This window comes from Micromonospora sagamiensis, from assembly GCF_014680085.1.
Taxonomy (GTDB): domain Bacteria; phylum Actinomycetota; class Actinomycetes; order Mycobacteriales; family Micromonosporaceae; genus Micromonospora; species Micromonospora inyonensis.
The window spans coordinates 3,634,490-3,660,544 of sequence record NZ_AP023438.1 but is presented as its reverse complement, the minus strand read 5'-3'; the positions used below and the strand labels follow the sequence as shown (position 1 = coordinate 3,660,544).

The 26,055-nt window shown below is 73.5% G+C and carries 17 protein-coding genes; 5 read left to right on the top strand and 12 right to left on the bottom strand.

The genetic code is table 11. The features are described from left to right. Nucleotides 1–11 precede the first annotated feature (11 nt). Genes IGA62_RS16145 through IGA62_RS16120 form a run of 4 tightly spaced genes read right to left on the bottom strand, consistent with a single transcriptional unit; the run spans nucleotide 12 to nucleotide 13,723 of the window. A complete protein-coding gene (locus IGA62_RS16145; protein ID WP_232625088.1) occupies nucleotides 12–890 on the bottom strand; it encodes an alpha/beta fold hydrolase in 879 nt (292 codons plus the stop codon). A 2-nt stretch (nucleotides 891–892) separates the two neighbouring features. Continuing rightward, nucleotides 893–1,207, bottom strand: a complete 315-nt coding sequence (locus IGA62_RS16140) for an acyl carrier protein (protein WP_145820267.1) — start codon at nucleotides 1,205–1,207, stop codon at nucleotides 893–895. A gap of 40 nt (nucleotides 1,208–1,247) precedes the next feature. Beyond that, a complete protein-coding gene (locus tag IGA62_RS30580) occupies nucleotides 1,248–6,053 on the bottom strand; it encodes a type I polyketide synthase (RefSeq protein WP_198501073.1) in 4,806 nt (1,601 codons plus the stop codon). Nucleotides 6,054–6,058: 5 nt separating this feature from the next. Next, on the bottom strand, nucleotides 6,059–13,723 hold the full coding sequence (locus IGA62_RS16120) for a type I polyketide synthase (protein ID WP_232624664.1): 7,665 nt from the start codon (nucleotides 13,721–13,723) through the stop codon (nucleotides 6,059–6,061). An 825-nt stretch (nucleotides 13,724–14,548) separates the two neighbouring features. On the opposite strand from IGA62_RS16120, the gene IGA62_RS16115 reads away from it, so the two are divergent. Then, nucleotides 14,549–15,472, top strand: a complete 924-nt coding sequence (locus IGA62_RS16115) for a sulfite exporter TauE/SafE family protein (RefSeq protein ID WP_145820269.1) — start codon at nucleotides 14,549–14,551, stop codon at nucleotides 15,470–15,472. A gap of 40 nt (nucleotides 15,473–15,512) precedes the next feature. On the opposite strand, the gene IGA62_RS16110 is transcribed toward IGA62_RS16115, so the two are convergent. The 3 genes from IGA62_RS16110 to IGA62_RS16100 form a co-directional block, all read right to left on the bottom strand. Next, nucleotides 15,513–16,457, bottom strand: a complete 945-nt coding sequence (locus tag IGA62_RS16110) for a DMT family transporter (RefSeq protein WP_145820272.1) — start codon at nucleotides 16,455–16,457, stop codon at nucleotides 15,513–15,515. An 18-nt stretch (nucleotides 16,458–16,475) separates the two neighbouring features. Continuing rightward, entirely contained in the window at nucleotides 16,476–16,991 is a 516-nt protein-coding gene (locus IGA62_RS16105) for a hypothetical protein (protein WP_145820273.1), read from the bottom strand. Nucleotides 16,992–17,105: 114 nt separating this feature from the next. Then, entirely contained in the window at nucleotides 17,106–17,975 is an 870-nt protein-coding gene (locus tag IGA62_RS16100; protein ID WP_145820275.1) for a PhzF family phenazine biosynthesis protein, read from the bottom strand. A 33-nt stretch (nucleotides 17,976–18,008) separates the two neighbouring features. On the opposite strand from IGA62_RS16100, the gene IGA62_RS16095 reads away from it, so the two are divergent. The 3 genes from IGA62_RS16095 (at nucleotide 18,009) to IGA62_RS16085 (ending at nucleotide 21,115) form a co-directional block, all read left to right on the top strand. After that, nucleotides 18,009–19,319: a magnesium transporter MgtE N-terminal domain-containing protein gene (locus tag IGA62_RS16095; RefSeq protein ID WP_145820277.1), complete on the top strand. Its 1,311-nt coding sequence runs from the start codon at nucleotides 18,009–18,011 to the stop codon at nucleotides 19,317–19,319. Further along, nucleotides 19,312–19,884 (top strand): DUF1003 domain-containing protein, encoded by a 573-nt coding sequence (locus IGA62_RS16090; protein ID WP_145820280.1) that lies wholly within the window; start codon nucleotides 19,312–19,314, stop codon nucleotides 19,882–19,884. The genes IGA62_RS16095 and IGA62_RS16090 overlap by 8 nt, the downstream gene beginning before the upstream one ends. Nucleotides 19,885–19,966: 82 nt before the next feature. Beyond that, nucleotides 19,967–21,115 carry a P-loop NTPase gene (locus tag IGA62_RS16085; protein ID WP_145820282.1) on the top strand — a complete coding sequence of 383 codons (1,149 nt, stop codon included), beginning with the start codon at nucleotides 19,967–19,969 and terminating at the stop codon, nucleotides 21,113–21,115. Between the two features lie 84 nt (nucleotides 21,116–21,199). On the opposite strand, the gene IGA62_RS16080 is transcribed toward IGA62_RS16085, so the two are convergent. The 3 genes from IGA62_RS16080 to IGA62_RS16070 form a co-directional block, all read right to left on the bottom strand. Then, complete coding sequence (locus IGA62_RS16080) at nucleotides 21,200–21,604, bottom strand: Sec-independent protein translocase family protein (RefSeq protein WP_145820284.1); 405 nt, start codon at nucleotides 21,602–21,604, stop codon at nucleotides 21,200–21,202. Between the two features lie 71 nt (nucleotides 21,605–21,675). Beyond that, the gene (locus tag IGA62_RS16075) at nucleotides 21,676–23,088 is read right to left on the bottom strand and encodes a S1C family serine protease (protein WP_186500352.1); all 1,413 of its coding nucleotides are present in this window, start codon (nucleotides 23,086–23,088) and stop codon (nucleotides 21,676–21,678) included. Nucleotides 23,089–23,260: 172 nt separating this feature from the next. Then, the gene (locus IGA62_RS16070) at nucleotides 23,261–23,401 is read right to left on the bottom strand and encodes a hypothetical protein (protein WP_176737868.1); all 141 of its coding nucleotides are present in this window, start codon (nucleotides 23,399–23,401) and stop codon (nucleotides 23,261–23,263) included. Between IGA62_RS16070 and IGA62_RS16065 the strand changes: the two genes are divergently transcribed. Next, a complete protein-coding gene (locus IGA62_RS16065; RefSeq protein ID WP_145820289.1) occupies nucleotides 23,355–23,963 on the top strand; it encodes an O-methyltransferase in 609 nt (202 codons plus the stop codon). The two genes, IGA62_RS16070 and IGA62_RS16065, sit on opposite strands and share 47 nt — an antisense overlap. A 168-nt stretch (nucleotides 23,964–24,131) precedes the next feature. Here the strand turns inward: IGA62_RS16065 and IGA62_RS16060 are convergent, their stop codons facing one another. Beyond that, nucleotides 24,132–25,598, bottom strand: coding sequence for a leucyl aminopeptidase family protein (locus tag IGA62_RS16060; protein WP_145820291.1), 1,467 nt, complete (start codon nucleotides 25,596–25,598; stop codon nucleotides 24,132–24,134). A gap of 117 nt (nucleotides 25,599–25,715) precedes the next feature. Then, nucleotides 25,716–25,883, bottom strand: a complete 168-nt coding sequence (locus IGA62_RS16055; protein ID WP_007455245.1) for a DUF3117 domain-containing protein — start codon at nucleotides 25,881–25,883, stop codon at nucleotides 25,716–25,718. Between the last annotated feature and the right edge of the window lie 172 nt (nucleotides 25,884–26,055).

Below are 26,055 nucleotides of genomic sequence, written 5' to 3'. Positions count from 1 at the left end.
GAGTTGCGTGGTCATGAGGTGGTGGTGTGGTCGACGGCGAGTCCACCCGCGACGGCGACCCCGCGCCCGGCGGGAGTCCCTCCTCCGGCGGGCAGCGCGCATTCGGCGGCCAGCCAGTCGAAGACGTGCCGGCGTACCTGCTCGGGCTGGTCGATCAGGACGGTGTGCTTCTCCTCCGGCAGCACGACCGTGCGGGCCTGGGGAAGCAGGGACCGGACCGACGGGGCCAGCTCGTGCACCGCCGACCGGCCGCCGTAGAGGCAGAGCACCGGGCAGCCGATGGCCGCGAGCTGGTCGGCCGGCGGCAGTGCGCTGGCCGGCAGCTCCTCGGCGAGCGTGGTGCTGGTCAGCATCCGTCGGGTGTCGTCGGCCCGGCGGGCGGCGAGCCGCCCCCGGCGGAGCCCGATCTCGGCCACCGCGCCCTCCCGGGGGAGGCGGTCGACGACCCGGGCGAGGCGGACCTTCACCCGGGCCATCCACTCCTCGATCGGCGGGGCCGACTCGACGGCCACGATCCCGGCGACCCGATCCGGGTGCCGCGCCGCGTACCCGAAGGCGATCGTGCCGCCGAAGGAGTTGCCGCAGAGCAGCACCGGACCGGTCACGTCCAGCTCGGTGAGCAGTCCCGCCAGGTCGTCGACGAAGTCGGCGAGGGCGTACCCGGTGGCCGGACGGTCGCTGCGACCGTGCCCGCGCAGGTCGTACAGGACGACCGGGAACCCGGCGGCGGCCAGCGGCTCGGCGAGCGTGAAGTACCAGCTCGCCATGGTGTCCGAGGCCATGCCGTGGATCAGCACGGCGGTCGGCATCGGCGCGGAGCCGTCGGCCGGCGGCGGGTGGGGCGGGTCCAGGCGCTGCGTGTGCAGCGTGATCCCGTTCGCCCGGACCATGGTCACCGGGCGGCCACCTCGACCGTGCCGCCGGCCTTCGCGTCGATCGCGTCGGCGATGTGCGTGACCAGGTGTCCGACGGTCAGGTCGGCGACGTTCTCCAGGTCCAGCTTGGCGACGAAGTGCGCGAAGTTGACGGTGTCCCCGTACCGGGTCTGGAGCCGGCCGGCGAGGGAGACCACGTCGATGCTCTCCATGCCGAGCTCGTCCCGGAAGGTGGTGTCCATGGTGATCTCCTGATCGGCCACGAAGTCACCGAGCACGGCCTGGATCATCTGGGTGATGTCGGCGAGGACCTTGACCTGCGTCGCGGACATGGGGTTGCTCCTTTGCGTTTCGACTGATCGGTGCGGGGGGTCAGGAACGGGTGCCGCCGGGGGCGGTGGCGGGCTCCGGCCCCCAGGTCCAGGCCACGACGTAGCGGCGGGGCGGCAGGTCGTCGGAGTTGGCGACCTCCCGGTGGCCGACCCGGTAGGTGCGGCCGGCCGTCTCGACGGTGAGCGCCTCGTCGGTGGCCGCCCGGACGGCGATCGGGTGCGGGCCGCCGGCCGGGCCGACGCCCTCCGCCTTGCCGACCGCCTCCCGGGCCGCCCGGAACCGGGTCGCCCAGAGCTGGCGTCGCGCGGCGTCCGTGCCGGCCAGCGACTCCAGCAGCGCGGTCTCCGCCGGGTCGAGCACGCAGCCCGCCGGCAGGTCGGCGATCTCGGCGACGTCGATGCCGACGCCGGGTCCACCGATCGGTTCACCGGGGGTACGCGGCTTCGCGATGGCCACGCCGATCTCCTGGCAGTGGGCCAGCGACACGTCGCAGTCGCGCCAGTCCCGGCCTTCGCGGGCCTGGACGAACGGGCGGCCGTCCGGGTCGTTGCCGACGGTCAGCTCGATCGGGTAGATGTCGGTGTGCCCGTCCTCCCAGAGGCGGCCCCGGACGGCGTCCTTGGCCGCGATCCGGCCGAGCATCCACTGCTTGCGGGTCTTCGCCGGGTGCCGTTCGTACTCGGCGTTGGCGGCGCCGCCGAGGATGCCGCGGGCGGCCATGCCCCGGGTGACCAGGTCGGTCCAGCAGTCGAAGGCCATCGTCCAGCCCTCCGGCTGGAACAGCGACATCGGGTACTTCTCCGGGAAGCGCTCGGCGACCCGGGCCTGCGGGTGGCTGTCGAAGCGCCGGTCCACCGCGCCGTTGATCTGCGCCCAGACCCGCCCCTGGTAGCTGAGCTGGGTGTCCGCGACGAGTTGCCCGTCGTCGATGGAGCGGACCCGGGCGACGCACTCGAACGCCCGCCCGGCCGGCGGGGGCGGCCCGAAGAACTGGACGTTGCGGAGGCCGACCGGCAGCGCCACGGTCCGGATCGGCTGGGTGGTGATCAGCCAGTTGCCGATGACCTGGAGCGCGTTGTCCAGCAGCGCGCCGGGCGGCACCGGGGCGGTCACGACGCCCCGCACGTGCATGTCACCGATGGCGTGGATCTTGGTGACCCCCTGGAACCGGGGACCGTGGAACATCAGCCGCTCCGCGTACATCTCGTCCGCGGGGAGGGTGGTCGGACGCTCGGTGGCCGGGTCGTGCGTCCACGGCTGCTCGGTCGGCTCCGGGTAGGCGGTGGCCATCTCGACGGTGGCCCGGGCGTACGAGCCGATCGCGCAGGTGTACCGGTTCGACCCGGCCTCCCGCACGGTGATCTCGACGTCCTGGGCCGGCTCGGCGATCAACCAGCGGTTGAACTTGGCGTCGTGCACCTCGATCACCCGCTGGCCGGGCAGCAGCTGCTCGGCGGCGTCCATCATGTGCTGGACCAGGGCGGTCGCCGGCACCACCGGCCAGCGGTCCTCGATGTTCGGCCAGTCGTCCGGCTGCACGAAGAAGCAGTGGTCCCGCAGGTACGGCATGGTCTCGATGGAGACCCGCAGGGTGACCCGACCGACCTCCCGGCTTGCGGCCGGGGCCGGGCGGGCGGCCGGCGGGGTGGCCGGCCGCTGTGGGGCGACGGTCGGCGGGGTGGCCCGGACCGGCGTGACCGGACGGGCTCCGGCGACCGGCGGGGTGCCGGGCCGGGGCGGGGTCGGTGCGGCGCCCGGTCGGGGTGCGGCGGCCGGCGCGGTGCCGGTGCGGGAGGCGACCGGCGGCACGACGGCCGACCGGGGCGCGGCGGCCGGCGGGGTCGCCGCAGTGGCGGGACGCGGCTGGACGGGCGCGGCCGTGCCGCCCGCCTTGGCCAGCACGCTCGCCGTGCCCTGGGCGGTGTCCCGGAGCAGGGCGGCGAGTTCCGCGGCGGCCCGGGAGTGCCCGGCGAGCTGGTTCAGCGCGGCCAGGGCCCCGGCGGTCTCACCGGTCGCCGCCGGCGCGGCGGGCTGGGCGGCAGCGGCCGGAGCGGCGGCGACCGGGGACCCGTTGCCCGAGGTCGGGAGGCCGAGCAGGCCGGCTGCGTCCTCACCGAGCCGGACCAGCGGCCCACCCAGGTCGAGCTTGATGGTCGGGCCACGCTTGCCGCTGCCCACGGTGCTCTTCGCCGCCGGGGCACGGCCGCCCGGGGTGGACAGCACGCGCAGGTCCGGCGACCCGCCCTCCACCCAGAGCGCGGTCGCCACCCGGCGGAGCTGGTTGAGCCCGCTGCGGTGCGAGACGTTGACCGGGATCGCCAGGTGGTCCTTGCCGCGCAGGTTGTCGTCGACGAGCGAGGCGAGCTGCCCGGCGCCGACCTGGAGGAAGACCCGGAAGCCGGCGTCGTACATGTTGGCGACGGTCTGCCGGAACCAGACCGGCTCCATCATGTGCCGGATGAACAGGTGGCGAATCTCGTCGATGTCTTCGGGACACGGCGCGGCCAGGGTGCCCGACCAGATCGGCAGCTGGCTCGGCTGTACCCGCAGCCGGCCCAGCGCGTCGCCGATCGAACGGAGCCCGTCACCGAAGATCGGGGTGTGGAACGCCGACTTGAACGGCAGCTTCTGGCAGAAGACGTTCCGCCCGCGCAGCACCTCCACCAGCCGGTCGACCTCGGTCTCCGGCCCGTTGACCACGCACTGCTGGGGCGCGTTGTCGTGCGAGAGCACCACCCCGGGGAAGTCGGGCAGCAGAGGCGTGACCTGGTCCGCCGCCGTGGCGGCGGCGGCGAAGACGTACCCGGAGATCTCCACCGACTCGGCGCTGAACATGGCGAGGAACTCGTCCATGCTGGCCCCGTCGGCCTGGCCACTGACCGCCGCGGCGGTCCACTCGCCGATGCTGTGCCCGGCGACCGCGTCCGGCGTCACGTTCATCCGGCGCAGCGCCTCGTGCAGGATCTTGCCCACCTCGATCAGGCCGGCGCCGTGCTGCCCGAGGTCCGCCATCGACCAGGGGCGGTCCGGCAGGCCGAAGTGGGCGGCCAGGTCGGTGGTCCGGGGCGCGAACTCCGCCTCCAGACCCGGGAAGACCGAGATAAGCTTGCCGCCACCGGCCAGCAGCGGGTCCGGGGTGAACCAGATGTCCCGGCCGCCCCGCCACGCCTGGCCACGGGCGACCGTCTTGCGGGCCACGGTCAGCAGCTTGTCGCTGGGATTGACGATGCCGAGCCGGACGCGCTCGGAGCCGTCGACCGGGCCGGGCGCGGCCTGGGCCCGCTCGGCACCGAGCCGGCGTACCGTCGCGTCGTCGGCGGCGAGCAGTTCGGCGAGCGCGGCCGGGGTCGACGCGGCGAGCCAGAGCACCTGGTCCGGCTCGTCCACCACGACCTTACCGTCGGCCGTCGCGGTCAGCCCGGACGTCGGCAGGGCGACCCCGGCCGAGTCGGGCACCTGCTCGACGATCACGTGGGCGTTGATGCCGCCGAAGCCGAAGGCGTTCACCCCGGCCCGGCGCGCACCGTCGCTCTCCCAGGGCTGGGCGGAGGTGATCGGCGCGAACCGGGTCTGGGCCATCTCGGCCCGGGGGTTCTCGCAGTGCAGGGTGGGCAGCAGCACGCCCCGGTAGACGGCGAGGGTCGCCTTGATCAGGCCGGCGGCGCCGGCCGCCGGCATGGTGTGGCCGATCATCGACTTCACCGAGCCGATCACCGGCTTCGGCCCGCCCCGGTACGCCCCGAAGGTCTGCCCGATGGTGGTCAGCTCGGCCGCGTCACCGGTGGGGGTGCCGGTGCCGTGCGCCTCCAGCAGGCCCACCGCGTCCGGCGCGGTGGGGTCGAGCCCCGCCGCCGCCCAGGCCCGTTCGATGGCCAGCACCTGACCGGAGACCGCCGGGTTGAACATGCTCGCCGACTTGCCGTCGCTGGAGACCCCGCTGCCCCGGATCACCGCGTAGATCCGGTCGCCGTCGCGCAACGCGTCGGCGTACCGCTTGAGCACCACGATGCCGGTGCCCTCGCCGATCAGCAGCCCGTCGGCGTTCGCGTCGAACGGCCGGATCTCGCCCTGCCGGGACAGCGCCCGGAGCTGGTTGAACACCGACCAGAAGCTGATGTCGTGCACGTGGTGCACGCCGCCGGCCAGCACCGCGTCCAGCCGACCGTTCTGCAACTCGGTGATGCCCTGGTCGACCGCGATCAGCGACGAGGCGCAGGCCGCGTCGATCGTGTACGCCGGACCGCGCAGGTTGAGCCGGTTCGCCACCCGGGAGGCGGCCAGGTTCGGCACCAGGCCGATGGTCCCCTCCGGCTGGTACGGACCGAGCCGCTCGTCGAACTTCTTGCGCAGCATCTCCAGCCGGGCCGGGTCGACGTCCGGGATCAGCTCCCGGAGGATGCTGATGACCTGGCTGGACATCCGGACCCGCTGGGCGTACCGGGCCTGGGCGGGGCTGAGGATGCCACCCCGGCCCAGGATCACCCCGACCCGCTCCCCCGACGGGAGCCGGTCCGGGCCGCCCGCGTCGTCGATGGCCTTCGCGGCCACCTCCAGCGTGATGAGCTGGTCGGGCTCGATCTCGTGCACCGACGCGGGCATCACGCCGAACTTCAGCGGCTCGAAGGTGGCGTACTCGTCGACGAAGCCGCCCCGCCGGCAGTACATCCGGTCCGCCCGGTGGGCCTGCTCCGGGTCGTAGAACTCCTCGTCCCAGCGGTGCGTCGGCACCTCGGTGATCGCGTCCACCCCGGCGACCAGGTTGCGCCAGTAGCTGTCCAGGTCGCCGGCCCCGGGCATGAGCGCGGCCATCCCGACGATCGCGATCTGCTGATCGGGCTTGGTCACGGCGGTCACCACCCCGACGCGGTGTAGACGACCGAGGTGTCGCCCGGCTCGGCCCAGGCCAGCTCACGGAGCAGGCTGAGCGCGCCCTCCTCCGGGTCGATCAGGCCGATGCCGCGGCGGGCGTACTCCCGGCTCAGCTCGGCGGTGACCATGCCGCCGTGGCCGGCACCCGGGGCCCAGGGGCCCCAGTGGACGGTCAGGCAGCGGATCCCGGTGCTGGTGGACCAGCGGGTGCCGATGGTGTCCAGGGCGTCGTTGGCGGCGGCGTAGTCGGCCTGGCCCCGGTTGCCGTAGGCGGCGGCGATGCTGCCGAAGAAGACCACGAACTTCGGCTGGTCGGGCAGGTCGTCGAGACCGGCCAGCACGGCCCGGGCCCCGTTGACCTTGACGTCGAAGACCCGGGTGAAGGACGCCGGGTCCTTCTCGGCGATCAGCTTGTCCTCGATGATGCCGGCCGCGTAGACCAGGCCGTCGAGCCGACCGTGGTGCCGGTGGATGTCGGCGAGCAGCGCCTTCGTCGCGTCCGCGTCCCGCACGTCGAGGGTGTGGTAGCGCACCTCGCCGCCGAGTTCGGTCAGTTCGGCGATGGTCGCCTCGACCTCCCGGCCGGCCAGGATCGCCGACGCCCGGCGCTCGATCTCGGCCGGGGCGCGCAGCCCCTGCTTGACCAGTGCGGCGCGCAGCTCGGTCTTGTCGCGGGCGGCGGCCAGCTCCGCGTCCTCCGGACCCGCCGGCCGCGGGGTACGACCGACCAGCTCGATCCGGCAGCGGCCGGCCGAGGCGAGACTGCGGGCGAACCAGGGGGTGATGCCCCGGGCCCCGCCGATCAGCACGACCACCGACTCGTGGCTGAGGCCGAGCGCGGCGACCTCGGCGGCCCCGTCACCGGCCGGGCCGGCACCCCGGGCGGCCAGCGCACCCAGGTCCACCTGGACCAGGTCGGCGACGTACCGCTCGTCGCCGCGCCGGGCGACGACCGGGGGCTTCTCCTCGCCGACGGCCAGCAGCTCGTCGAGGAGCTGCCGGGCCAGGACCTCCGGTTCCCCCTCGGCGTCCAGCTCGACGAAGCGGGCGGTCAGGTCCGGGTACTCCCGGGCGATGGTGCGGAACAGGCCGGGCATGCCGTCGGCGGTGCCACCGGCAGCCGGTGCGCCGGCCCCGATCAGCCACCGCGGGTTGGTCGCCAGCACCCGCTTGACCAGCGGGAACACCGACGGCAGCAGCGGTCCTTCGGTGCGGGTGAGCCCGTCGAGCAGCAGGAACCCGTCGAAGCCCTGGTCGGCCTGCTCGCTGTCGAGGACACCGAGCTGTCCACCGGCGCCGTGCTCACCGAGCAGCTCCGCCAGGTGCGCCCCGACGGCTCCGCCTCCGGTGATCAGGAACTGCCTGCCGGCGAGGAGTTCGGCGGGGTCGCCGAGGGGCGCGGGCCGGACCGACTCCCGGGGCACCAGCCGCTTGGGCGGGATGCCGGGGTTCGCCAGTTCCTCGGCCGCTGCCGGGGCGGCGGCCGGGGTCGGCGCGACCTCGGCCGGGGCGGCCGTGGCGTTCATCTTCTGGTCGAGCCAGGTGACCATGGCGCGGACGGTCCGGGCCTTGACCAGGTCCTCCAGCTCCGACTCGTCACCCTCCACCGCGAGATCCAGACGCTGCGCGACCTCACCGGCAACCTCAGCCCGCTTGATCGAGTCGATCGACAGATCCGCCTCCAGATCCAGATCCAACTCGATCAGATCCACCGGATAACCCGTCCGCTCACTGATCACCGCAAGGATCGCGGCCTGGAAGTCCGCCAACGACGCACCACCCACCGGAGCAGCCGGAGCCGCGACAGCAGGGGCGGCGGGGGCGGCGGCGACCGACGCGGACACCGTGACGGTGGCCGACATCTTCGCCTCGAGCCAGGTGACCATGGCGCGGACGGTCCGGGCCTTGACCAGGTCCTCCAGCTCCGACTCGTCACCCTCCACCGCGAGATCCAGACGCTGCGCGACCTCACCGGCAACCTCAGCCCGCTTGATCGAGTCGATCGACAGATCCGCCTCCAGATCCAGATCCAACTCGATCAGATCCACCGGATAACCCGTCCGCTCACTGATCACCGCAAGGATCGCGGCCTGGAAGTCCGCCAACGACGCACCACCCACCGGAGCAGCCGGAGCCGCGACAGCAGGGGCGGCGAGGGCGGCGACCGGCGCGGCGGTGCTGCCCATCCGCTGGTCGAGCCAGGTGACCATGGCGCGGACGGTCCGGGCCTTGACCAGGTCCTCCAGCTCCGACTCGTCACCCTCCACCGCGAGATCCAGACGCTGCGCGACCTCACCGGCAACCTCAGCCCGCTTGATCGAGTCGATCGACAGATCCGCCTCCAGATCCAGATCCAACTCGATCAGATCCACCGGATAACCCGTCCGCTCACTGATCACCGCGAGAATCGCGTTCTGGAAGTCCGCCACCGACGGACCGGCCGGGGCAGCGGGAGCGGCCGGGGCGGGTGCCGGCGGGGCGATGGTGGGCGCGGGAGCGTACGTGGCGGTCGCGGCCATCGCGGACCCACCGTTGGTGGAGACCGCCATCGCCGGAACCGGCGCGGGCTCGGCCGCCGGAACGATGTGCGCCGGGACGATCTGCGCGGGCGCGGGCTGCACCGGAGCCAGCGCCGAGCCGTTCGGGTACCCGTCGGTCCGGTGCGGTTCGGCCGGCTGCCAGACCAGGCGTCCGCCGCTGCCACCGTCGCCGAGGAAGGCGAGCATGATGTCCCGCTGCGAGGCGATCATGTCCCGGGTGGTCCGCAGGAACTCGCCGAGCAGCTCGCCCCGGATGTCCTGGACGACGTGCTGCACGGGGGCGGGAGCGGGGGCAGGGGCAGGGGCGTGGGCGTGGGCACCGTTCGAGGGGCTCATCGGCAACTCCTTGACGATTCGGGGAGGGGTCATGCCACCGGGGAGGCAGTCGCCGTTCTGGTCGCGGACGAGCTGCCCGTCGACCGTCCAGATCGGACGGCGGTGCGGCACTGCGTCGCGGCGCGGACCACCGACCCGTCCGTGGAACAGCCAGTCGGTGCGGATCGGCACTCCGGCGCAGGCGATCTCGCCGACCGAGATGAGGAATCCGCGCAGTCCCTCGGCCGGTCCGCGCTCGGTGGCGACGGCCCGGTACGGCCGGTCACCGAGCACCGCCTTCACCAGCTTGCTGAGCACCTGGCCGGGGCCGACCTCGACGAAGGTGCGGGCACCCGCGGCGTACATGGCCTCGATCTGCTCGACGAAGCGGACCGGTTCCCCGATCTGCTCGGCGAGCTGCTGGCGGAGCTGGTCGAGGTTGTCGACGTAGGGGGCGGCGGTCAGGTTGGACCAGACCGGGATGCGCGGCTCGCTGATCCGCCGGTCGGCCAGCACCTCGGCGAAGCGCTCCACCGCACCGGCGACCAGCGGGCTGTGGAAGGCACAGGCCACCGGGATGAGCTTCGCCGAGAGGCGGGCCTCCTTGAGCGCCACCACCGCCGCCTCGACCTTGGCGGTCGGGCCGGAGATGACGATCTGCTTCGGCGCGTTCCGGTTGGCGAGCACCACCTCGCTGGTCAGCCCGGCGCTGGCCAGCACCTGGGCCACCTGCTCGCCGGTGGCGCTGACCGCGGCCATGGTGCCCGGGTCCTCGCCGGTCGCGCCGAGGATCGCCGCGGCCCGTTCCCGGCTGAGGTCGAGCAGGGTACGGGCGTCGAACGCACCGGCCACGCAGAGTCCGACGAGTTCGCCGTAGCTGTGCCCACCGGTCATGTCCGGCCGGACGCCGAGGCGGCGCAGCAGGTGGTCGACGGCGAGTCCACCGATACCCAGCACCGGCTGGGCGACCCGGGTGTCGCGGACCCGGTCCTCCTGCCGCCTGCGGCTCTCCTGGTCGAAGGCGGTCGGCGGGAAGAGCAGCTCCGCCGCGTCGCGGTCCAGTTCCAGGTAGTGCCGCAGCTCGGGGAAGGTGACGAAGAGTTCGGCGAGCGCACCGGGTCGCTGGCTGCCCTGGCCGGGGAAGAGGAAGGCGACCTTGCCGGGCTCGGCGTCCCCGGTCGGTTGCACCAGACCTCGCGCCGGGTCGTGCTCACCGGCGAGGGCCCGGCGCAGCAGGGTGTCCAGCTCGGCGGTGTCCCGGGCGACGATCGCGACCCGGGTCGGTCCCCGCCGTCCGGCGGCCTCCCCGGCGACCTGGGCGGCCAGCTCGGCCAGCCGGCCCGGGCGGTCCCGGTCGGCGTCGGCGGCGAGCCGGTCGGCCAGCTGCACGATCGCCTGGTGGGCGGCGGCGGAGTCGACGCCGGGGAAGCAGAACAGCTCCGCCGGCCAGGTCCGGCGCGCGTGCCGGGGCTCCGGGGCGTCGCCGTACGCGGCGAGCACGGTGTGGAAGTTGGTGCCGCCGAAGCCGAAGGCGCTCACCCCGGCGATCCGCTCCCGCGCCGGGACCGGCCAGGGGCGGGCCTCGGTGTAGAAGGCGAACGGGCTCCGCTCCGGGTGCCAGGCCGGGTTGGGCCGCTCCAGGTGGATGGTCGGCGGCCGGATGCCGTTGTAGAGGGAGAGGGCCACCTTGATCACGCCGGCCAGGCCGGCGGCGCACTTGGTGTGCCCGATCTGCGACTTCACCGAGCCGAGCGCGCAGCTTCCGGGCTCCGCGCCGGCCTCGGCGAACATCTTCGTGAGCGTCTCCAGCTCGGTCCGGTCGCCGACCACCGTGCCGGTGCCGTGCGCCTCGACCAGGCCGACCTCGCGCGGCGAGACGCCGCTGCGGCGGTACGCCCGGTCCAGTGCCCGGCGCTGCCCGTCCGTCCGGGGCGCGGTGAGGCCGAGGGCGCGCCCGTCGCTGGAGCCGCCGAGGCCCTTGACCACCGCGTAGATCCGGTCGCCGTCCCGCTCGGCGTCGGCGAGCCGCTTCAGCACGATGCAGGTCACGCCCTCGCCGAGGGCGATGCCGTCACCGGTCGAGTCGAACGGGCGGGACCGGCCGGTCGGCGAGAGCGCGTGCGCGGAGGTGAACATCAGGTAGTCGTTGATGCCGTTGTGCAGGTCCGCGCCGCCGCAGATCATCATGTCGCTGTCGCCGCTGAGCAGTTCCTTGCAGGCGGCGTCCATGGCGGCCAGGGACGAGGCGCAGGCCGCGTCGATGGTGTAGTTGGGGCCGCCCAGGTCGAGCCGGTTCGCCACCCGGCCGGCGATCACGTTCGCCAGGACGCCGGGGAAGCTGTCCTCGGTGACCGTCGGGAGCAGTTCCTCCATCTCGGCGGGCACGTCGCCCAGGTACGCCGGGAGCATGGTGCGCAGGGTCTGCGCGTGTCCCATGTCACTGCCGGCCTCCGCGCCGAACACCACGCCGGTGCGGGAGTGGTCGACGCCCGGGGCGTCGTAGGCGTACCCGGCGTCGACCAGCGCCCGGTGGGAGATCTCCAGGGCGAGCAGCTGGGTCGGGTCGATGCTGGCCAGGGCGGCCGGGGGGATGCCGTAGCCGATCGCGTCGAAGGGCACCGGCTCGATGAAGCCGCCCCACTTGGAGACGCTGATCCGGCCGGTCTGCCCGGGGCCGACCTCCGGGGCGTAGTAGAGATCGGTGTCCCAGCGCTGCGGGGGCACCTCGCCGACGGCGTCCGCGCCGCTGAGCACCGTACGCCAGAAGCTCTCCAGGTCCGGCGATCCGGGCAGGATGCAGGCCATCCCGACGATGGCGATGTCCAGCGGCGCGGGCGCCTCCTCGACCTCGGCGGGCGGTGCCAGCCGGTCCCGGATCGCGTCGAGGCTGGCGCCGTGGTAGGTGCGCGCCCCGGCGCTGACCGAGTCGTGCAGCCCGGCGATGGTGGTCGCGTCGTCGCGCAGCACGACGATCTGCCCGGCCATGAACATGCCCTCGGCGGCCTGCTCGTCCTCGCCGACCGAGCGCAGCGTGTCGCCCTCGCGCACGATGCCCTTACTGGCGATCCGCGCCCGGCCGATGTTGAGCTTCTCCAGCTCCTGCCACGCGTCGCGGCTCTCCATCCCGGACTCGCGCAACTCGTCGCGGCGTTGGTAGAAGTCGTCCACGAACGGGGTGGGCAGGCAGCGGGTGACGTGCCCGGGGGCGGTCTCCAGCAGCGCGGTCCGCTCGGCGGCGATCGCCTCGCGCTGGAAGCGCGGCTGGACCGCGTTGTGTTCCACCGCCTCGGCGGTGAAGAGGTACGCGGTGCCCATCAGCACGCCGATCCGCGCGCCCCGGTGGGCCAGCGGGGCCGCCATGGTGGCGACCATCGCGGCCGAGCGGGCGTCGTGGATGCCGCCGGCGAAGAACACCTGGAGTGCCGTGGCCGCGTCCGGTTCGGCGTCGAGGTACTCCTCGAGCACCATCAGCTGGGCCTCCCAGAGCGGGAAGCTGGCCCGGGGTCCGGTGTGGCCGCCGCACTCGGCGCCCTCGAAGATGAACCGGCGGGCCCCGGAGCGCAGGAACTGCCGCAGCAGCCCCGGCGACGGGACGTGCAGGAACGTGGTGATTCCCTGCTGCTCCAACGCCTTCGCCTGCGGCGGCCGGCCACCGGCGATGATCGCGCAGGCCGGACGCAGCTCCCGGATGACCTCCAGTTGCGCCTCGCGTATCTCCTCGGGGGCGAAGCCGAGCACGCCGACGCCCCAGGGCCGGTCGCCGAGGCGGGCGGCGGTCTCGGTGAGGATGCGGCGGGTCTGTTTCGCGCCGTTGAGGGCGAGCGCGACGAAGGGCATGCCGCCGTCCTCGGCGACGGCGGCGGCGAAGCCGGGCTCGTCGCTGACCCGGGTCATCGGCCCCTGGGCGACGGGCACCCGGATGCCGAGGTCCACGGCCAGCGGCGATCCCGGCGCCAGCACCTCACCGGCGGCGTCGTCGGTGGCGGCGTCGAGCATGATTGCCCGGATGCCCCGGACGGCGGCGGCGGTGTCCGGCCAGCGCTCGGCGAAGACGCTGGCGAGCCAGCCGTCCTGGCCGATCGGCACCAGCTCGGAGTCCTCGTCGTGCGGGCCGCCGCGCCGGATCCCCCGGACGCCGTCGACCAGCACCGTCTCGGAGCCGTCCATCCGCCGGATGGCGGTCCGCACGTCGGTGGGCAGCTCGGACTCGGGCATCAGCGCGAGCTGACTGTCCAGGACGACGCCGGCCGCGCCGCCGACCAGACAGGCGGCCGCGGTGCGGGGGCCGACGCCACCGGCGACCCAGACCGGCAGGTCGAGGGTCTCGTCGGCGACGAGTTGCTGGAGCAGGACGAAGGAGCTGAGGTCGCTGCCCCGGCCACCGGCCTCCATGCCCCGGGCGATCAGTCCGTGTGCGCCGGCCTCGGCGGCGGCGCGGGCCTCGTCCCGGCTGGTCACCTCGACCAGCACCCGGTAGCGGGGGGCGGTCTCGGCCACGTCCCAGGGCGAGTCCGACGTCAGCACGACCAGGTCGACCCCGTCGGGCGCGATCCGCTCCACCTCGTCCAGGGTGGCCTGGCACCCGGCCGGTACCCGTACCCCCAGCGGCCCGGGCGACCAGGCGACGGCCTGGGCCAGCGCGCGCAGCGCCCAGTCGTCGCCGCCCGCCAGATCCAACACTCCCACCCCACCGCCGACGCGAGCGGCGGCGGCCAGCCGCGGGGCGGGCTCCAGGGCGCCGCCGGGATTGACGACCATGACGAGGTCGCGCGTGTACGTTGCAGTACTCATCGGGCTCCCACTTCGTTCGCGAGGGTCTCGCGTTGCGACGGGCTGGATCGGTCAAACCACGAGTGACCAGAACCGAATTTGCATGAATCGATGTTGCGCTCCGTAACAAGCTAGTGGCAGCTTGTTACCGAATGATTAACACGATCCCGGACGTGAAGAAGCCTCGCAATCCCTACCGAGCGGGCGGGATATGCCTCAACCGCTGCCAGGAAGAACCGACGAGAACCGGTCGAGAACCACTGGAGGCGGGGCCGGAACGGCCGGCGAGAGGGTTGTTAATTACTCACGAAACAATTAGCCGACCCGGGCCCCCAAAGACCAGAAACACGAGACGCATCCATCTGTCTCAATATCTGGACGGGCTCTTGTCAGGGCGCCCGGCGGCCGTGGACGATCCGTTTTCGTCCCCCAGCCGCCATTCCCTATCGAATAGCTCTGACTTACCCGAGAGTGGGGTGAGGAACCCGGACGACCGGATGCCCTGATCAGCCGACCCGATACGGCCCGCCACCTGCCGCTTCGGCTGACCGACGACCCGCAGGAGCGCCCCCTGGACGCCGGGACCACCCCTCCCGCCGCCTCCCACCTAGTGATAAGTGGCTCGCGCCACAGATCATGCGGCGCCCGATTCAGCCCTTAACGATCGTTTTTCCCGCCACGTCCGGTGAGCGCCGCCTCGCCCCACCCCCGGCGTCCGCCGTACGGGCCGGCAAAGCCCCCGTCACCAGCACGAACGCTCGACCGTCCGGCCCCGAAGGGATTGCCGACGCGCTTGCGTGACGAACCCGCTAACTCTGATTACCTCTTTATGATCGGCGGTTAAAAGTGCGTAAACTCATCCTGCTCGCCCTGGTCGGCTTTGGCGCACAACTTGTTGACGGCAGCCTGGGGATGGCATACGGAGTGACATCCACCACATTGCTTCTCGCCATCAACACCAGTGCCGCCAGCGCGTCCGCGACCGTTCATCTGGCCGAAATCGGCACGACGCTCGTCTCCGGGGCCGCCCACTGGAGATTCGGCAACGTGGACTGGCGGGTGGTGCGCAGGGTCGGCGTACCGGGAGCCCTCGGAGCCTTCCTGGGCGCGACCTTCCTCTCCGGTCTCTCCACCGCCGCGGCCGCCCCGCTCATGTCGCTGATCCTGCTGGCCCTCGGCAGCTACGTGCTGATCCGCTTCACCGTCGCCGGGCTGCCCACCGGACGCGTCGGGCTGCCGCTGCGCAAGCGCTTCCTCGGTCCGCTGGGCCTGGTCGCCGGTTTCGTCGACGCCACCGGCGGTGGCGGTTGGGGCCCGGTCGGCACCCCCGCCATCCTCGCGAGCGGCCGGATGGAGCCGCGCCGCGTGATCGGTTCGATCGACACCAGCGAGTTCCTGGTGGCGGTCGCCGCCAGCCTCGGCTTCCTGGTCGGGCTCGGTTCGCAGAACATCGACTACGGCTGGGTGGTCGCCCTGCTGCTCGGCGGCATGGCCGCCGCGCCGCTCGCGGCATGGCTGGTCCGGAAGGTCCCGCCCCGGGTGCTCGGCTCCGCGGTCGGCGGCATGATCATTCTCACCAACGGCCGGACCCTGCTGCGCAGCGAGTGGATCGACGCCCCGGCGGCTGTCCGGTACGTCTGCTACGCCGTCGTGACGGTCACCTGGGCGGCGGCGGTGGTGTGGTCGGTCCGGCAGCATCTCGCCACCCGGGACGCCGCGGCGGCCGCTCCCGCCGACCGGGCCGGGCTGGCCGACGGGGTCAGCTCCTGACCTGACTCCCGACCGGACAGGACTCGTCGCCCCGGGTCGGTCAGGCCCGCCCAGCGGTGCCCGGCCTGCCGACCCCGGGGCGACGCGGTCGCGCCCGCCCCAGCACCACCACGACCGTGCCGACCAGCAGCACGCCCAGACCGGGCAGGGCGAGCGGCTGCGGGAGCTGCCCCAGCCAGAGCCAGCCGATCAACGCCGCGCCCGGCACCTCCAGCAGGATCAGCACGCTCACCGTGGTGGCCGAGACCCGCCGCAACGCGTAGTTGAACATCGAGTGCCCGAGCAGCTGCGCTCCGGCGACCAGCGCGAGGATCACCAGCCAGGTGTCGGTGTCGTACCCGCCGAGCGGTATCCCGCCGACCAGGCAGACCACGAGCAGGACGGCGGCGCAGACGCTGTAGCAGATCGTGGTGTAGGTGGTGGTGCTCAGCGTGGCGCGGGCCCGCTCGCCGAGGGCGGTGTAGCCGGCGATGAAGACGGCGCCCGCGATGGCCAGCAGGTCACCGGCGAAGGCCCGACCGGAGACGGCGAAGTCCGCACCGCTGGCCAGCACCGCCCCGAGCACCGCGATGCCGATGCCGACCCACACCGGGCCCGGCAGCCGCCGCCCCTGCCAACGGGCGATCAGCCCCTGCCAGACCGGTTGGGTGGCGCCCAACGCGGTCGCGGCGGCGACCGAGGTGAGTTGCGCGCTCGGCATCCAGGTGGCGAAGTGCCCGGCCAGCGCCACCCCGGAGAGCACGCAGTACCAGCCCTCGCGCCGGCCGGCGGCCGACGCCAGGACCCGGAACTCGGCACGGCGGCGGACCAGCGCCCACGGCGCGACGACACCGGTGCCGAGCAGGTTCCGCCAGAAGGCGATGGCCAGGGCGGGCGCGGTCGCGAACGCGATGAGCGGTGCCGACGAGGAGACCGCCGCGACGGCCACCACGATCGCCCCGGTGGTCAGCGGGTCGAGCGGCGGATGCCGCGGTGACGGGTGCACGGAGAACGGGCCGGCGGGTCAGCGGCGGCGTACCCGGTGCAGGCGGAAGGGCTTACGGGTCCGGCGCACGGCGGGCGTGTCCCGGGGCGGCTCGGCCAGCGAGTCGTCCGGCAGGGCGGACCCGGCGAGCGGCGTCCCCGCCGGGTCCAGCCGGCTCAGCACGCAACCGTCCGCAGCCCACCGACCCACCAGGTCGGTGGCGGAGCCGGACGCGTTCAACCGCTTGCCGGCCACCGCCGGGGCCACCGTGGCCCACAGTTCGCTCTCCGGGTCGACCCGGGAGACCCGCGCCGGGAAGGTCACGATCCGGCCGCCGTGGTCGCCCCGGAGGGTCACCTCGGCCTCCGCCGCCCCGGCCAGGTCGGGCGCCGTCTGCTCCCCCGGGCCGCTCACCACGAACAGCGCCCCCTCCAGGGGTACGCACCAGAGCGCGAGCGCAGGGCCGCCCGACACCCGGACCCAGGCCACGGCGGCCTTCTTCGACGCCTCGTCGACCAGGGGCGTGGCCGCCCGCTCCTCCACCTCGTCGCTCACACCGGGAATCCTGCCCTACCCCGGCCCCGCCCGCCGGACGGACCTCCCGCCCCGCACGGCCGACCACGCGGGTGGCGACGCTCCGGCGGCTCGGCGTCCGTGCGGAGCGGGGGATCAGCCGAGGAAGGGCGGGATGTTGATCTCGCCCCGGGCGACCGGCATCACCTGGCCGCTGACCGTCGCGCCCAGCACGGTTCCGCCGGCCGCGGTGACCGTGCAGGCCAGCACGGACGGGCGGTTCAGCTCGAAGCCCTGCTCGACGGTGTACGACGACCGCCCCTCACCGGGTAGCAGGCCACTGGCGACCAGCCACACGCCCAGACCGAGGGCGGCCGAGCCGGTGGCCGGGTCCTCGGGCACCCCCATCCCGGGCACGAACACCCGGGACCGGGCGGTTTGCGTACCGGCGTCCCAGGAGAAGACGCTGACATGCTCCACCCCGTACCGCTCCGCCGCCCTCGCGTCGACCCGCGCGCGGGCCAGCGCGTCCGGGCGGACCGGCAGGTAGGGGAACTCCAGCCCACAGCCGGCCACCCGGGGCGCCGGTCCGGCATGGTCACTGGCCCGCAGCCCGGCCACCTCCAGCAACGGTTCCACGTCCAGCTCCGGTCCGAGCGTCGGCATCCCGCCGGTCAGCGTGGCGGCCGTGCCGGTCACCTCGACCGGCAGCACCCCCGCCCCGCACTCCTGCGTCACCGCACCGATGTCGAACCAGCCCCGCCGGCACGCGGTCACCGCCGCGCCCACGCTCGGGTGGCCGGCGAAGGGCAGCTCCGCCGCCGGGGTGAAGATCCGGGCCCGGTACGTCGCACCGGCCTGGGTGGCGGGCAGCACGAACACCGTCTCGGAAAGGTTGAACTCCCGCGCGAGCGTCTGCATCTGCTCGGTGGCGAGTCCGTCCGCGCCGAACACCACGGCCAGCGGATTGCCGGCGAACGGGCGGTCGGTGAAGACGTCCACGATCTCGTAGGCCAAGGTCGACATGTTGATAAACACTAGGCGCATAGGCTGGTCGACGTGAGCACGCCGACCCGGGTCTACATCGCCCGACTCGCCGGAGTGGCCGTATTCGACCCGAACGGCGACCAGGTGGGGCGGGTCCGCGACGCGGTGGCCCGGCTCCGGCCGACCAACCGGCCGCCCGAGGTGGTCGGGCTGGTCGCCGAGATGCCGATGCGCCGACGCATCTTCCTCTCCATCAACCGGGTCACCACCCTCGAGGCGGACGCGGTGGTGCTCGGCACCGGGACGCTGAACCTGCGTCGCTTCGAGAAGCGTCCCAACGAGCTGCTGGTCCTCTCCGAACTGCTCGACCGCCGGGTGCACCTCGACCCCAACGGGCAGTCCGGCACCGTGGTCGACGTGGCGATGGAGCGCACCCGGGGCGGCGAGTGGTCGCTGAGCCGGGTGGCGGTCCGGGAGCACACCGGCCGGCTCACCCGCCGGGGCCACCTGTACCAACTCGACTGGGCCAAGGTGCGGGGGCTCACCGGCTTCGCCGACACCCGGGGGACGGCCAACCTCCTCGCCGTCCTGGAGGACATGCGCCCGGCCGACCTGGCCAACGCCCTCCAGGAACTGCCTGACCTGCGCCGCAACGAGGTGGCCGCGGCCCTGGACGACGAGCGCCTGGCGGACGTGCTCAGCGAGCTGCCCGAGCACGACCAGGTGGAGATCCTCTCCGCCCTCGGCCGGGAACGCGCCGCCGACGTGCTGGAGGAGATGGACCCGGACGACGCGGCCGACCTGCTCAACGAGCTGCCCCCGCCGGAACAGGACGTGCTGCTCGACCTGATGGAACCGGACGAGGCCGACCCGGTGCGCCAGCTGCTCAAGTACACCGCGGGCACGGCGGGCAGCGTGATGACCTCCGAGCCGGTGATCCTCCCGCCGGACGCGACCGTCGCGGAGGCGCTGGCCCGGATCCGGGAGCCGCAGCTCTCCCCCGCCGTGGCGGCGCAGGTCTTCGTCACCCGCGCCCCGATGACCACCCCGACCGGGCGCTACCTGGGGATGGTGCACTTCCAGCGCCTGCTCCGGGAGCCTCCGGCCGACCTGCTCGGCGGGGTGGTGCTCAACGACATCGACCCGCTGCGCGAGACCACCCCCCTGCCGGAGATCACCCGCCGGATGGCGACCTACGACCTGGTCGCCATGCCCGTGGTGGACCGCAACAACCGGCTGGTCGGCGCGGTCACCGTGGACGACGTGCTGGACCACTCCCTGCCCCGGGACTGGCGGGAGCGGGACACGGCCGCGGACCTGCCCGCGGAACCGCTCGCCGGCTCGCCGACCGGGTACCGGCTGACGGACGGTGGGCATGGCTGAGCAGCGCCGCCCCGAACGGCTGGACCAGCCGGCGGAGCCCCGCACCGTCAAGCTGCCCCGGTTCGACCCGGAGGCGTTCGGACGCTGGTCCGAGGGGATCGCCCGGGGCATGGGTACGGCGAACTTCATCGTCTACATGACGGTGGTGATCGCGGCCTGGTTCGGCTGGAACACCCTGGCCCCCGCCCACCTGCGCTTCGACCCGTACACCTTCACCTTCCTCACCCTGATCCTGTCGTTGCAGGCGTCCTACGCGGCCCCGCTGATCCTGCTCGCGCAGAACCGGCAGGCCGACCGGGACCGGGTCTCGCTCGAGGAGGACCGTCGCCGCGCCACCATGCAGAAGGCGGACACCGAGTACCTGGCCCGGGAGATCGCCGCGCTGCGGATCGCCATGGGGGAGGTGGCCACCCGGGACTTCCTCCGCTCCGAGCTGGCCCGGCTGGCCGAGGAGCTGGACGAGGCCCAGCAGCGCCGCCACCGGCTGGAACGCCGGCAGCAGGAGAAGCCCAGCCAGCGCCCCGACCCGCTCGACGAGCCCCGGGACGAACCGGACGGATTCTGACCGGCGTGCCCGGGCCGCCGACTGGCTCACACCGCCCCCGCTGCCCGTGGTCACGGACGGGCACCGACGTAGCATTGCCGGCATGTCAGCACCCGTCAGCACCGTCTCCGACGCCGTCCAGGCCGCGCTGGCCACCGTCGACGACCCCGAGATCCGCCGGCCCATCACCGACCTCGGCATGGTCCGCTCCGCGGTCGTCGGCGACGACGGCGTCGTCCGGGTCGCGCTGCTGCTCACCGTCGCCGGCTGCCCGCTGAAGGAGAAGCTGCGCAGCGACATCACCGCCGCCGTCGGCGCGGTGCCCGGGGTCACCGGGGTGGAGATCGAGTTCGGCGTGATGAGCCCCGAGCAGCGGCAGTCGCTCCAGGCGAAGCTGCGCGGCGGCGGCTCGGCCGAGGAACCGGTCATCCCGTTCGCCCAGCCCGGCTCCCGGACCCGGGTGTACGCGGTGGCCAGCGGCAAGGGCGGCGTCGGCAAGTCCAGCGTGACGGTCAACCTGGCCGCGGCGCTCGCCGCCCGGGGGCTCTCCGTCGGCGTGGTCGACGCGGACATCTACGGCCACTCGGTGCCCCGGATGCTCGGCGCGGACGCCCGTCCGACCCGGGTGGAAGACATGATCATGCCGCCCCAGTCGCACGGCGTGAAGGTCATCTCGATCGGCATGTTCACCGCCGGCAACGCCGCCGTGGTGTGGCGCGGCCCGATGCTGCACCGGGCGTTGCAGCAGTTCCTCGCCGACGTCTACTGGGGCGACCTGGACGTCCTCCTGCTCGACCTGCCCCCGGGCACCGGCGACGTGGCGATCTCGCTGGCCCAGCTGCTGCCGAACGCGGAGATCCTGGTGGTCACCACCCCGCAGGCCGCCGCCGCCGAGGTGGCCGAGCGGGCTGGGGCGATCGCCCTCCAGACCCACCAGCGGGTGGTCGGCGTGATCGAGAACATGTCCTGGCTGGAGCTGCCGGACGGTTCCCGGATGGAGGTCTTCGGCGCAGGTGGCGGGGCGACCGTGGCCGAGTCGCTGACCCGCACCATCGGCGCGCAGGTGCCGCTGCTCGGGCAGATCCCCCTCGACACCCGGGTCCGCGAGGCCGGCGACGCCGGCACCCCGATCGTGCTCGCCGAGCCGGCCGCCCCGGCCGCGAAGGCACTGGACGCGGTCGCCGACCGGCTGGCCCTCCGCCGCGAGTCGCTGCTCGGCAAGCCCCTCGGCCTCAAGCCCGCAGGCCGCTGACCGACGCCACCCGGCCCCGCCGCTCGCGGATCGGGGTCAGGTAGCTGACCGACGCCATCTGACCTCGCCGTTCACGGCCCGGGGTCAGGTGGCGTCGCTGTCGAAGCTGCGGGGCCGGGGCGGCGTGGAGGTCGGGGCGGCACCGGAACGCAGGTCCGCCGCCGTGGCCACGTCGTTCAGCTCCTTGTGCACGCCGGTGACGTCGGCACGCAGGTCGTCGTAGATGCCCTGCAACGGCTTCCGGATCGCCTGCTCGTCCTCCTCGCTGAGCAGGTGCTTGCGGATGAACGCCTTGGGGTGCAGGTCCTCCAGCTGGATGTCGGTGCCCAGCTCCCGGCTCAGGTCGGTGGTGGCGTTGCGGGCCATGTTGCGCAGGTTGCGCACCATCCGCAGGCCGTCGCTGATGACCGTGGGCAGCCGGTCGCCGAAGATCAGCAACGCGAGCAGCAGCAGCGCACCGATCTCCCACCAGTTCAGGTTGTCGAACACGCGCAGCCTCCTCCTCGGCGTCTGCGGGCAAGCGTACGCACGCCGGAGGGCTTCCGGGAGGGGGTCGCCGCCTACTTGGCGTCCGCGGCCAGCGTCACCGAGGCGTTCTGCAGGGTCGAACCCCGCCGGTACTCGACCGTCACCACCGACCCGGGGGCGAACTTGCGCACCAGGGCGATCAGGTCGGTCGGCTCGGACAGCGGACGCCCGGCCAGCCGGAGGACCACGTCCCCGGCCTTCAGCCCGGCCTCCGCCGCCGGCCCGGAGGGCTCGACCGTGACCAGCCGTACGCCCCCGGTGGCACTGGGGGCGGCACCCGGTCCGGGCACCTCGGCGCCGATCACCGTACGGCGTGCCTTGCCGGTGCCGATGATGTCCTGGGTGATGCGCTTGGCCTGGTTGATCGGGATGGCGAAGGCGAGGCCGATGTTGCCGGCCTCCTGCCCTTCGGAGACCAGCGACTTGATCGTCGAGTTCACCCCGATGACCCGCCCCGCGCCGTCCACGAGTGGGCCACCGGAGTTGCCGTGGTTGACCGCCGCGTCGGTCTGGATCGCCGCGTAGTAGCGGACCGGTCCGCCCGGCTCACCGGCCCGCATGGTCCGGTCCAGGGCGCTGACGATGCCGGCGGTCACGGTGTTCGCCAGGGAGAGCGGCGAACCGATGGCGAGCACCGGGTCGCCGACGGCGAGGGCGTCCGAGTCGCCGAACTCGACCGGCCGCAGCCCCGTCCGAGCGACCTTGATCACAGCGATGTCGGACTCCGGGTCCTGCCCGACCAGGTTGGCCGGGGCGGAAGAGCCGTCGTTGAAGATCACGGTCGCCTTGCCGTTGCCGCCGGCGATCACGTGGTCGTTGGTGATCACGTGTCCGTCGGCGCTGGCGATGAAGCCGGAGCCCTCGCTGGTGCCGGCGGCACTGCCGACCCGGACGGTGACCACGCTGGGCAGCACCCGCGCGGCGACCCCGGCCAGCGAGTCCGGCTTGCGCTGGGCGGCCACCGGCGGGTCCTGTGACTGGGCCCCGAGCACCGTCCCGCCCGCGCCGCCGCGCACCGCGAACGCGTAGCCCAGCGCCCCGCCGAGCGTGCCGGCGAGCAACGCGGCGACCACGGCGATCAGCAACGCCTGGCGCAGCGCCGGTCGGCGGGGCGTGTCCGGGTCGGCCACCGGTTCGGGTTCCGCCCCCCGCACCGGCGCGGCCGGCAGCACCACGGCGGCGGGTGCCACCGGATCCCGCCACGGGTCGGCCAGCGCGTCGGACCACCACGGCGAGGTGGCGCCCGTGGTGTGCACACCGCCGGCCGGTACGCCCCGGCTGTTCGCCGGTCCGCCGTACCCGCCGCCGTTCGCCAGTCCACCGTTCGCCGGTCCGCCGTACCCGCCGCCCGGTGGCGCTCCCCCGGCCACCGGCGACTGCGGCGGTGCGGGGTTCGCGGCGGGCCGGCGCCAGTCCCAGCCGTCGGTCACGTCGGTGCCTCCCAGTCCGTCCCGAGCCCCGTGCGCCGGGGGCGGACCGGCGGCACCGGCCCGGCCGCGACGGACGGGATCACCATCCAGGATTGCACGGATACCCGGCCCCGGGTCGACGGTCGTACCGGGCGTACCCCACACCGACCGACCGCGTGGCTGCGTCCCTCGACCGTCGCCTCTAGGCTCATACGGCGAACCCGCCCCGCTCCACTCCCGCCGCCCCTCGGAGGTGCCCCATCGCCACGGCCGCCAGTTCCGGCAGTTCGACGGCGCAGGCCCTGCAGTTCGCCGAGTCGTACGTCGCCGAGGACCTCGTCCTGCGCACCGCCCGCAGTCTCGCCGAGGAGGTGGGCGTCGACACGGTGACCACCGGGACCGGCGCTGCCCTGCGGCTGCTCGCCGCCGCCGGCAGCGCCCGGGCGGTGGTGGAGATCGGCACCGGCACCGGGGTGAGCGGCATCTGGTTGCTGCGCGGCATGCGGGCCGACGGCGTGCTCACCACGATCGACGTGGAGGTCGAGCACCAGCGGATCGCCCGCCGGATCTTCGCCGAGGCGGGCTTTCCCGCGGGGCGGACCCGGATCATCACCGGCCGCGCCCTGGACGTCCTGCCCCGCCTCGCCGACGGCGCGTACGACCTCGTGTTCGTCGACGCCGAGGTGACCGGGGTCAGCGCCTGCGTGGACGCCGCGCTGCGACTGCTCCGCCCGGGCGGGGTGCTCGCCGTCAACGGTGCGCTCGCCGGCGGACGGATCGGCGACCCCGCCGCCCGCGACATGGAGACGGTGACCCTGCGCGAGGCCATCAAGGCGCTCCGGGAGTCGGACGAGTGGGTGCCCGCCCTGCTCCCGGTCGGTCACGGCCTGCTGGCCGCCATCCGCTGCTGACCACCCCACCACCAGGGCTCTCCACCCACCGCCGGCTCCAGATGCCGCCGGCTTCGGGTGCCTGCAGGGGTCCCCTCCTCATCAAAAAACGGTAGGAAGGGCCCCCTGCAACCACCTCAGACAACCGCCGAGACGACCGCCTCACCGGCAACCACCTCGGGCGGCCGCTCAGCCCAGTGTCGCCAGCCAGCGGAGCAGGCCCCGGACGCCCCAGCCGGTGGCACCCTTGGCGAGTTCCGCCTTGGCGTCGGACGACCAGGCGGGCGCGGACATGTCGAAGTGCACCCACCGGTCCCGCAGGTCACCGGTGAACTCCCGCAGGTACAGGGCGGCGACCACGGAGCCCGCGCCCCGGTTCGGGGCGCTGTAGAAGTCGGCCAGGTCACTGCCGAGGTACTCGACGTAGTCGCCGACCAGCGGCATCCGCCAGGACCGCTCGCCCGCCTCGGCGGCGGTGGCGACCAGCGCCTCGGCCAGTTCGTCGTTCTCGGTGTACATCGCGGCGGTCCGCGTACCCAGCGCGATCGAGTTGGCCCCCGTCAGGGTGGCCAGGTCGACCAGCACGTCGGGGGCGAGCCGGTCCACCGCGTACGCGAGCGCGTCGGCGAGCACCAGCCGTCCCTCGGCGTCGGAGTTGGTGGACTCGCTGGTCAGCCCGCCGTAGTGCTGGATCACGTCGCCCGGACGGAAGGCCGAGCCGGAGACCGAGTTCTCGGCCAGCGGGACGAGGGCGGTGACCCGGACGGGGAGGCGCAGCGCGGCGGCCCCGAGGGTGGCGGCGACCACGGCGGCGGCTCCCGCCATGTCCTTGCGCATCAGCTTCATGCCGGAGAGCGGCTTGATCGAGATGCCGCCGGTGTCGAAGGTGATCCCCTTGCCGACCAGCACCACGTGGGTCGTCGCGCCGGCCGGATGCCAGCCCAGCTCGACCAGGCGGGGGCCCTTGGCCGAGCCGCCGCCGACGGCGAGGATGCCGCCGAAGCCCGCCTCGGCGAGTTCGTCGGGCTGCCAGACCCGCAGATCCACCTCGGGCAGGTCGGCGGCGAGTCCGGCGACCTGGTCGGCGAACCACTCCGGGTTCTTCACCGACGCCGGCATGTTGGTCAGGTCCCGGGCGAAACAGGTCATCCGGGCGGTGGTGCGGGCCGTGTCGAGTGCGCCGTCGTACCGTCCCGGCTCGGCGACCGCGACCTCCAGCTCGGCCAGTGCCGGGCTCGACCCGGCATCGGTCAGCCGGAACCGGTAGGACGCCAGCAGCGCCCCCTCGGCCAGGCCGCGTACCGCCTCCGGCGGCGCGTCGGCCGGCAGGGCAACGGTGACGGTGGGCTCCTCCGCGAGGGCACGGACCAGCGCGGCCCCGGCGGCCCGCCAGCTGGTCTCGTCGCCGTCACCCACGCCGAGCATCAGCAGCCGTACGGGGGTGGCCAGTGGCCGCAGGTGGAGCCGTGTCTCACCGGCGGCCCCGGTCAGCGCCGCCGCCGACACCAGGGCGGTGGCCTCTGCGACCAGGTCGTCGGGGAGTGTTGCCGCCGTCGGGACCAGCGACGCCGGGGCGTCCGTCCCCTCGACGCTTCGGACAGGTAGGACGAGGGTGTCGAACCGGCCGGGACCGGTCACCAGGCGGATGTCCAGCACGCTTTGCCGTACCTCCAGGGATTCTCAGGACACGAAGAGCCTGAGCCACCGGTGTACCGGTGGCTCAGGTTCTTCCGGACCACCCGGGCGGCGGACGCCGCCCGGGCCACTCCTCCATCAGCCGGCGGCTGCCTTCAACGCGTCACCGAGCGCGTTGGCCTCGTCGGGAGTCATCTCGACGACGAGCCGGCCACCACCCTCCAGCGGAACCCGCATGACGATGCCCCGGCCCTCCTTGGTGACCTCCAGCGGACCGTCGCCCGTCCGCGGCTTCATCGCCGCCATGTTGTCTCCCCTCAGACCTACACCAGGGTCGGTGGGTTGCCCCACAGCCACTACGCGTTAAACCCACCACGCGCCGACGCGCGGTGCTGACCAACGATTTTCCCTGATGAACACCGCCGGACCCAAACCGAAGCAACCTAGATGTAACAGCGCCTAGCATATCCCGAGATGG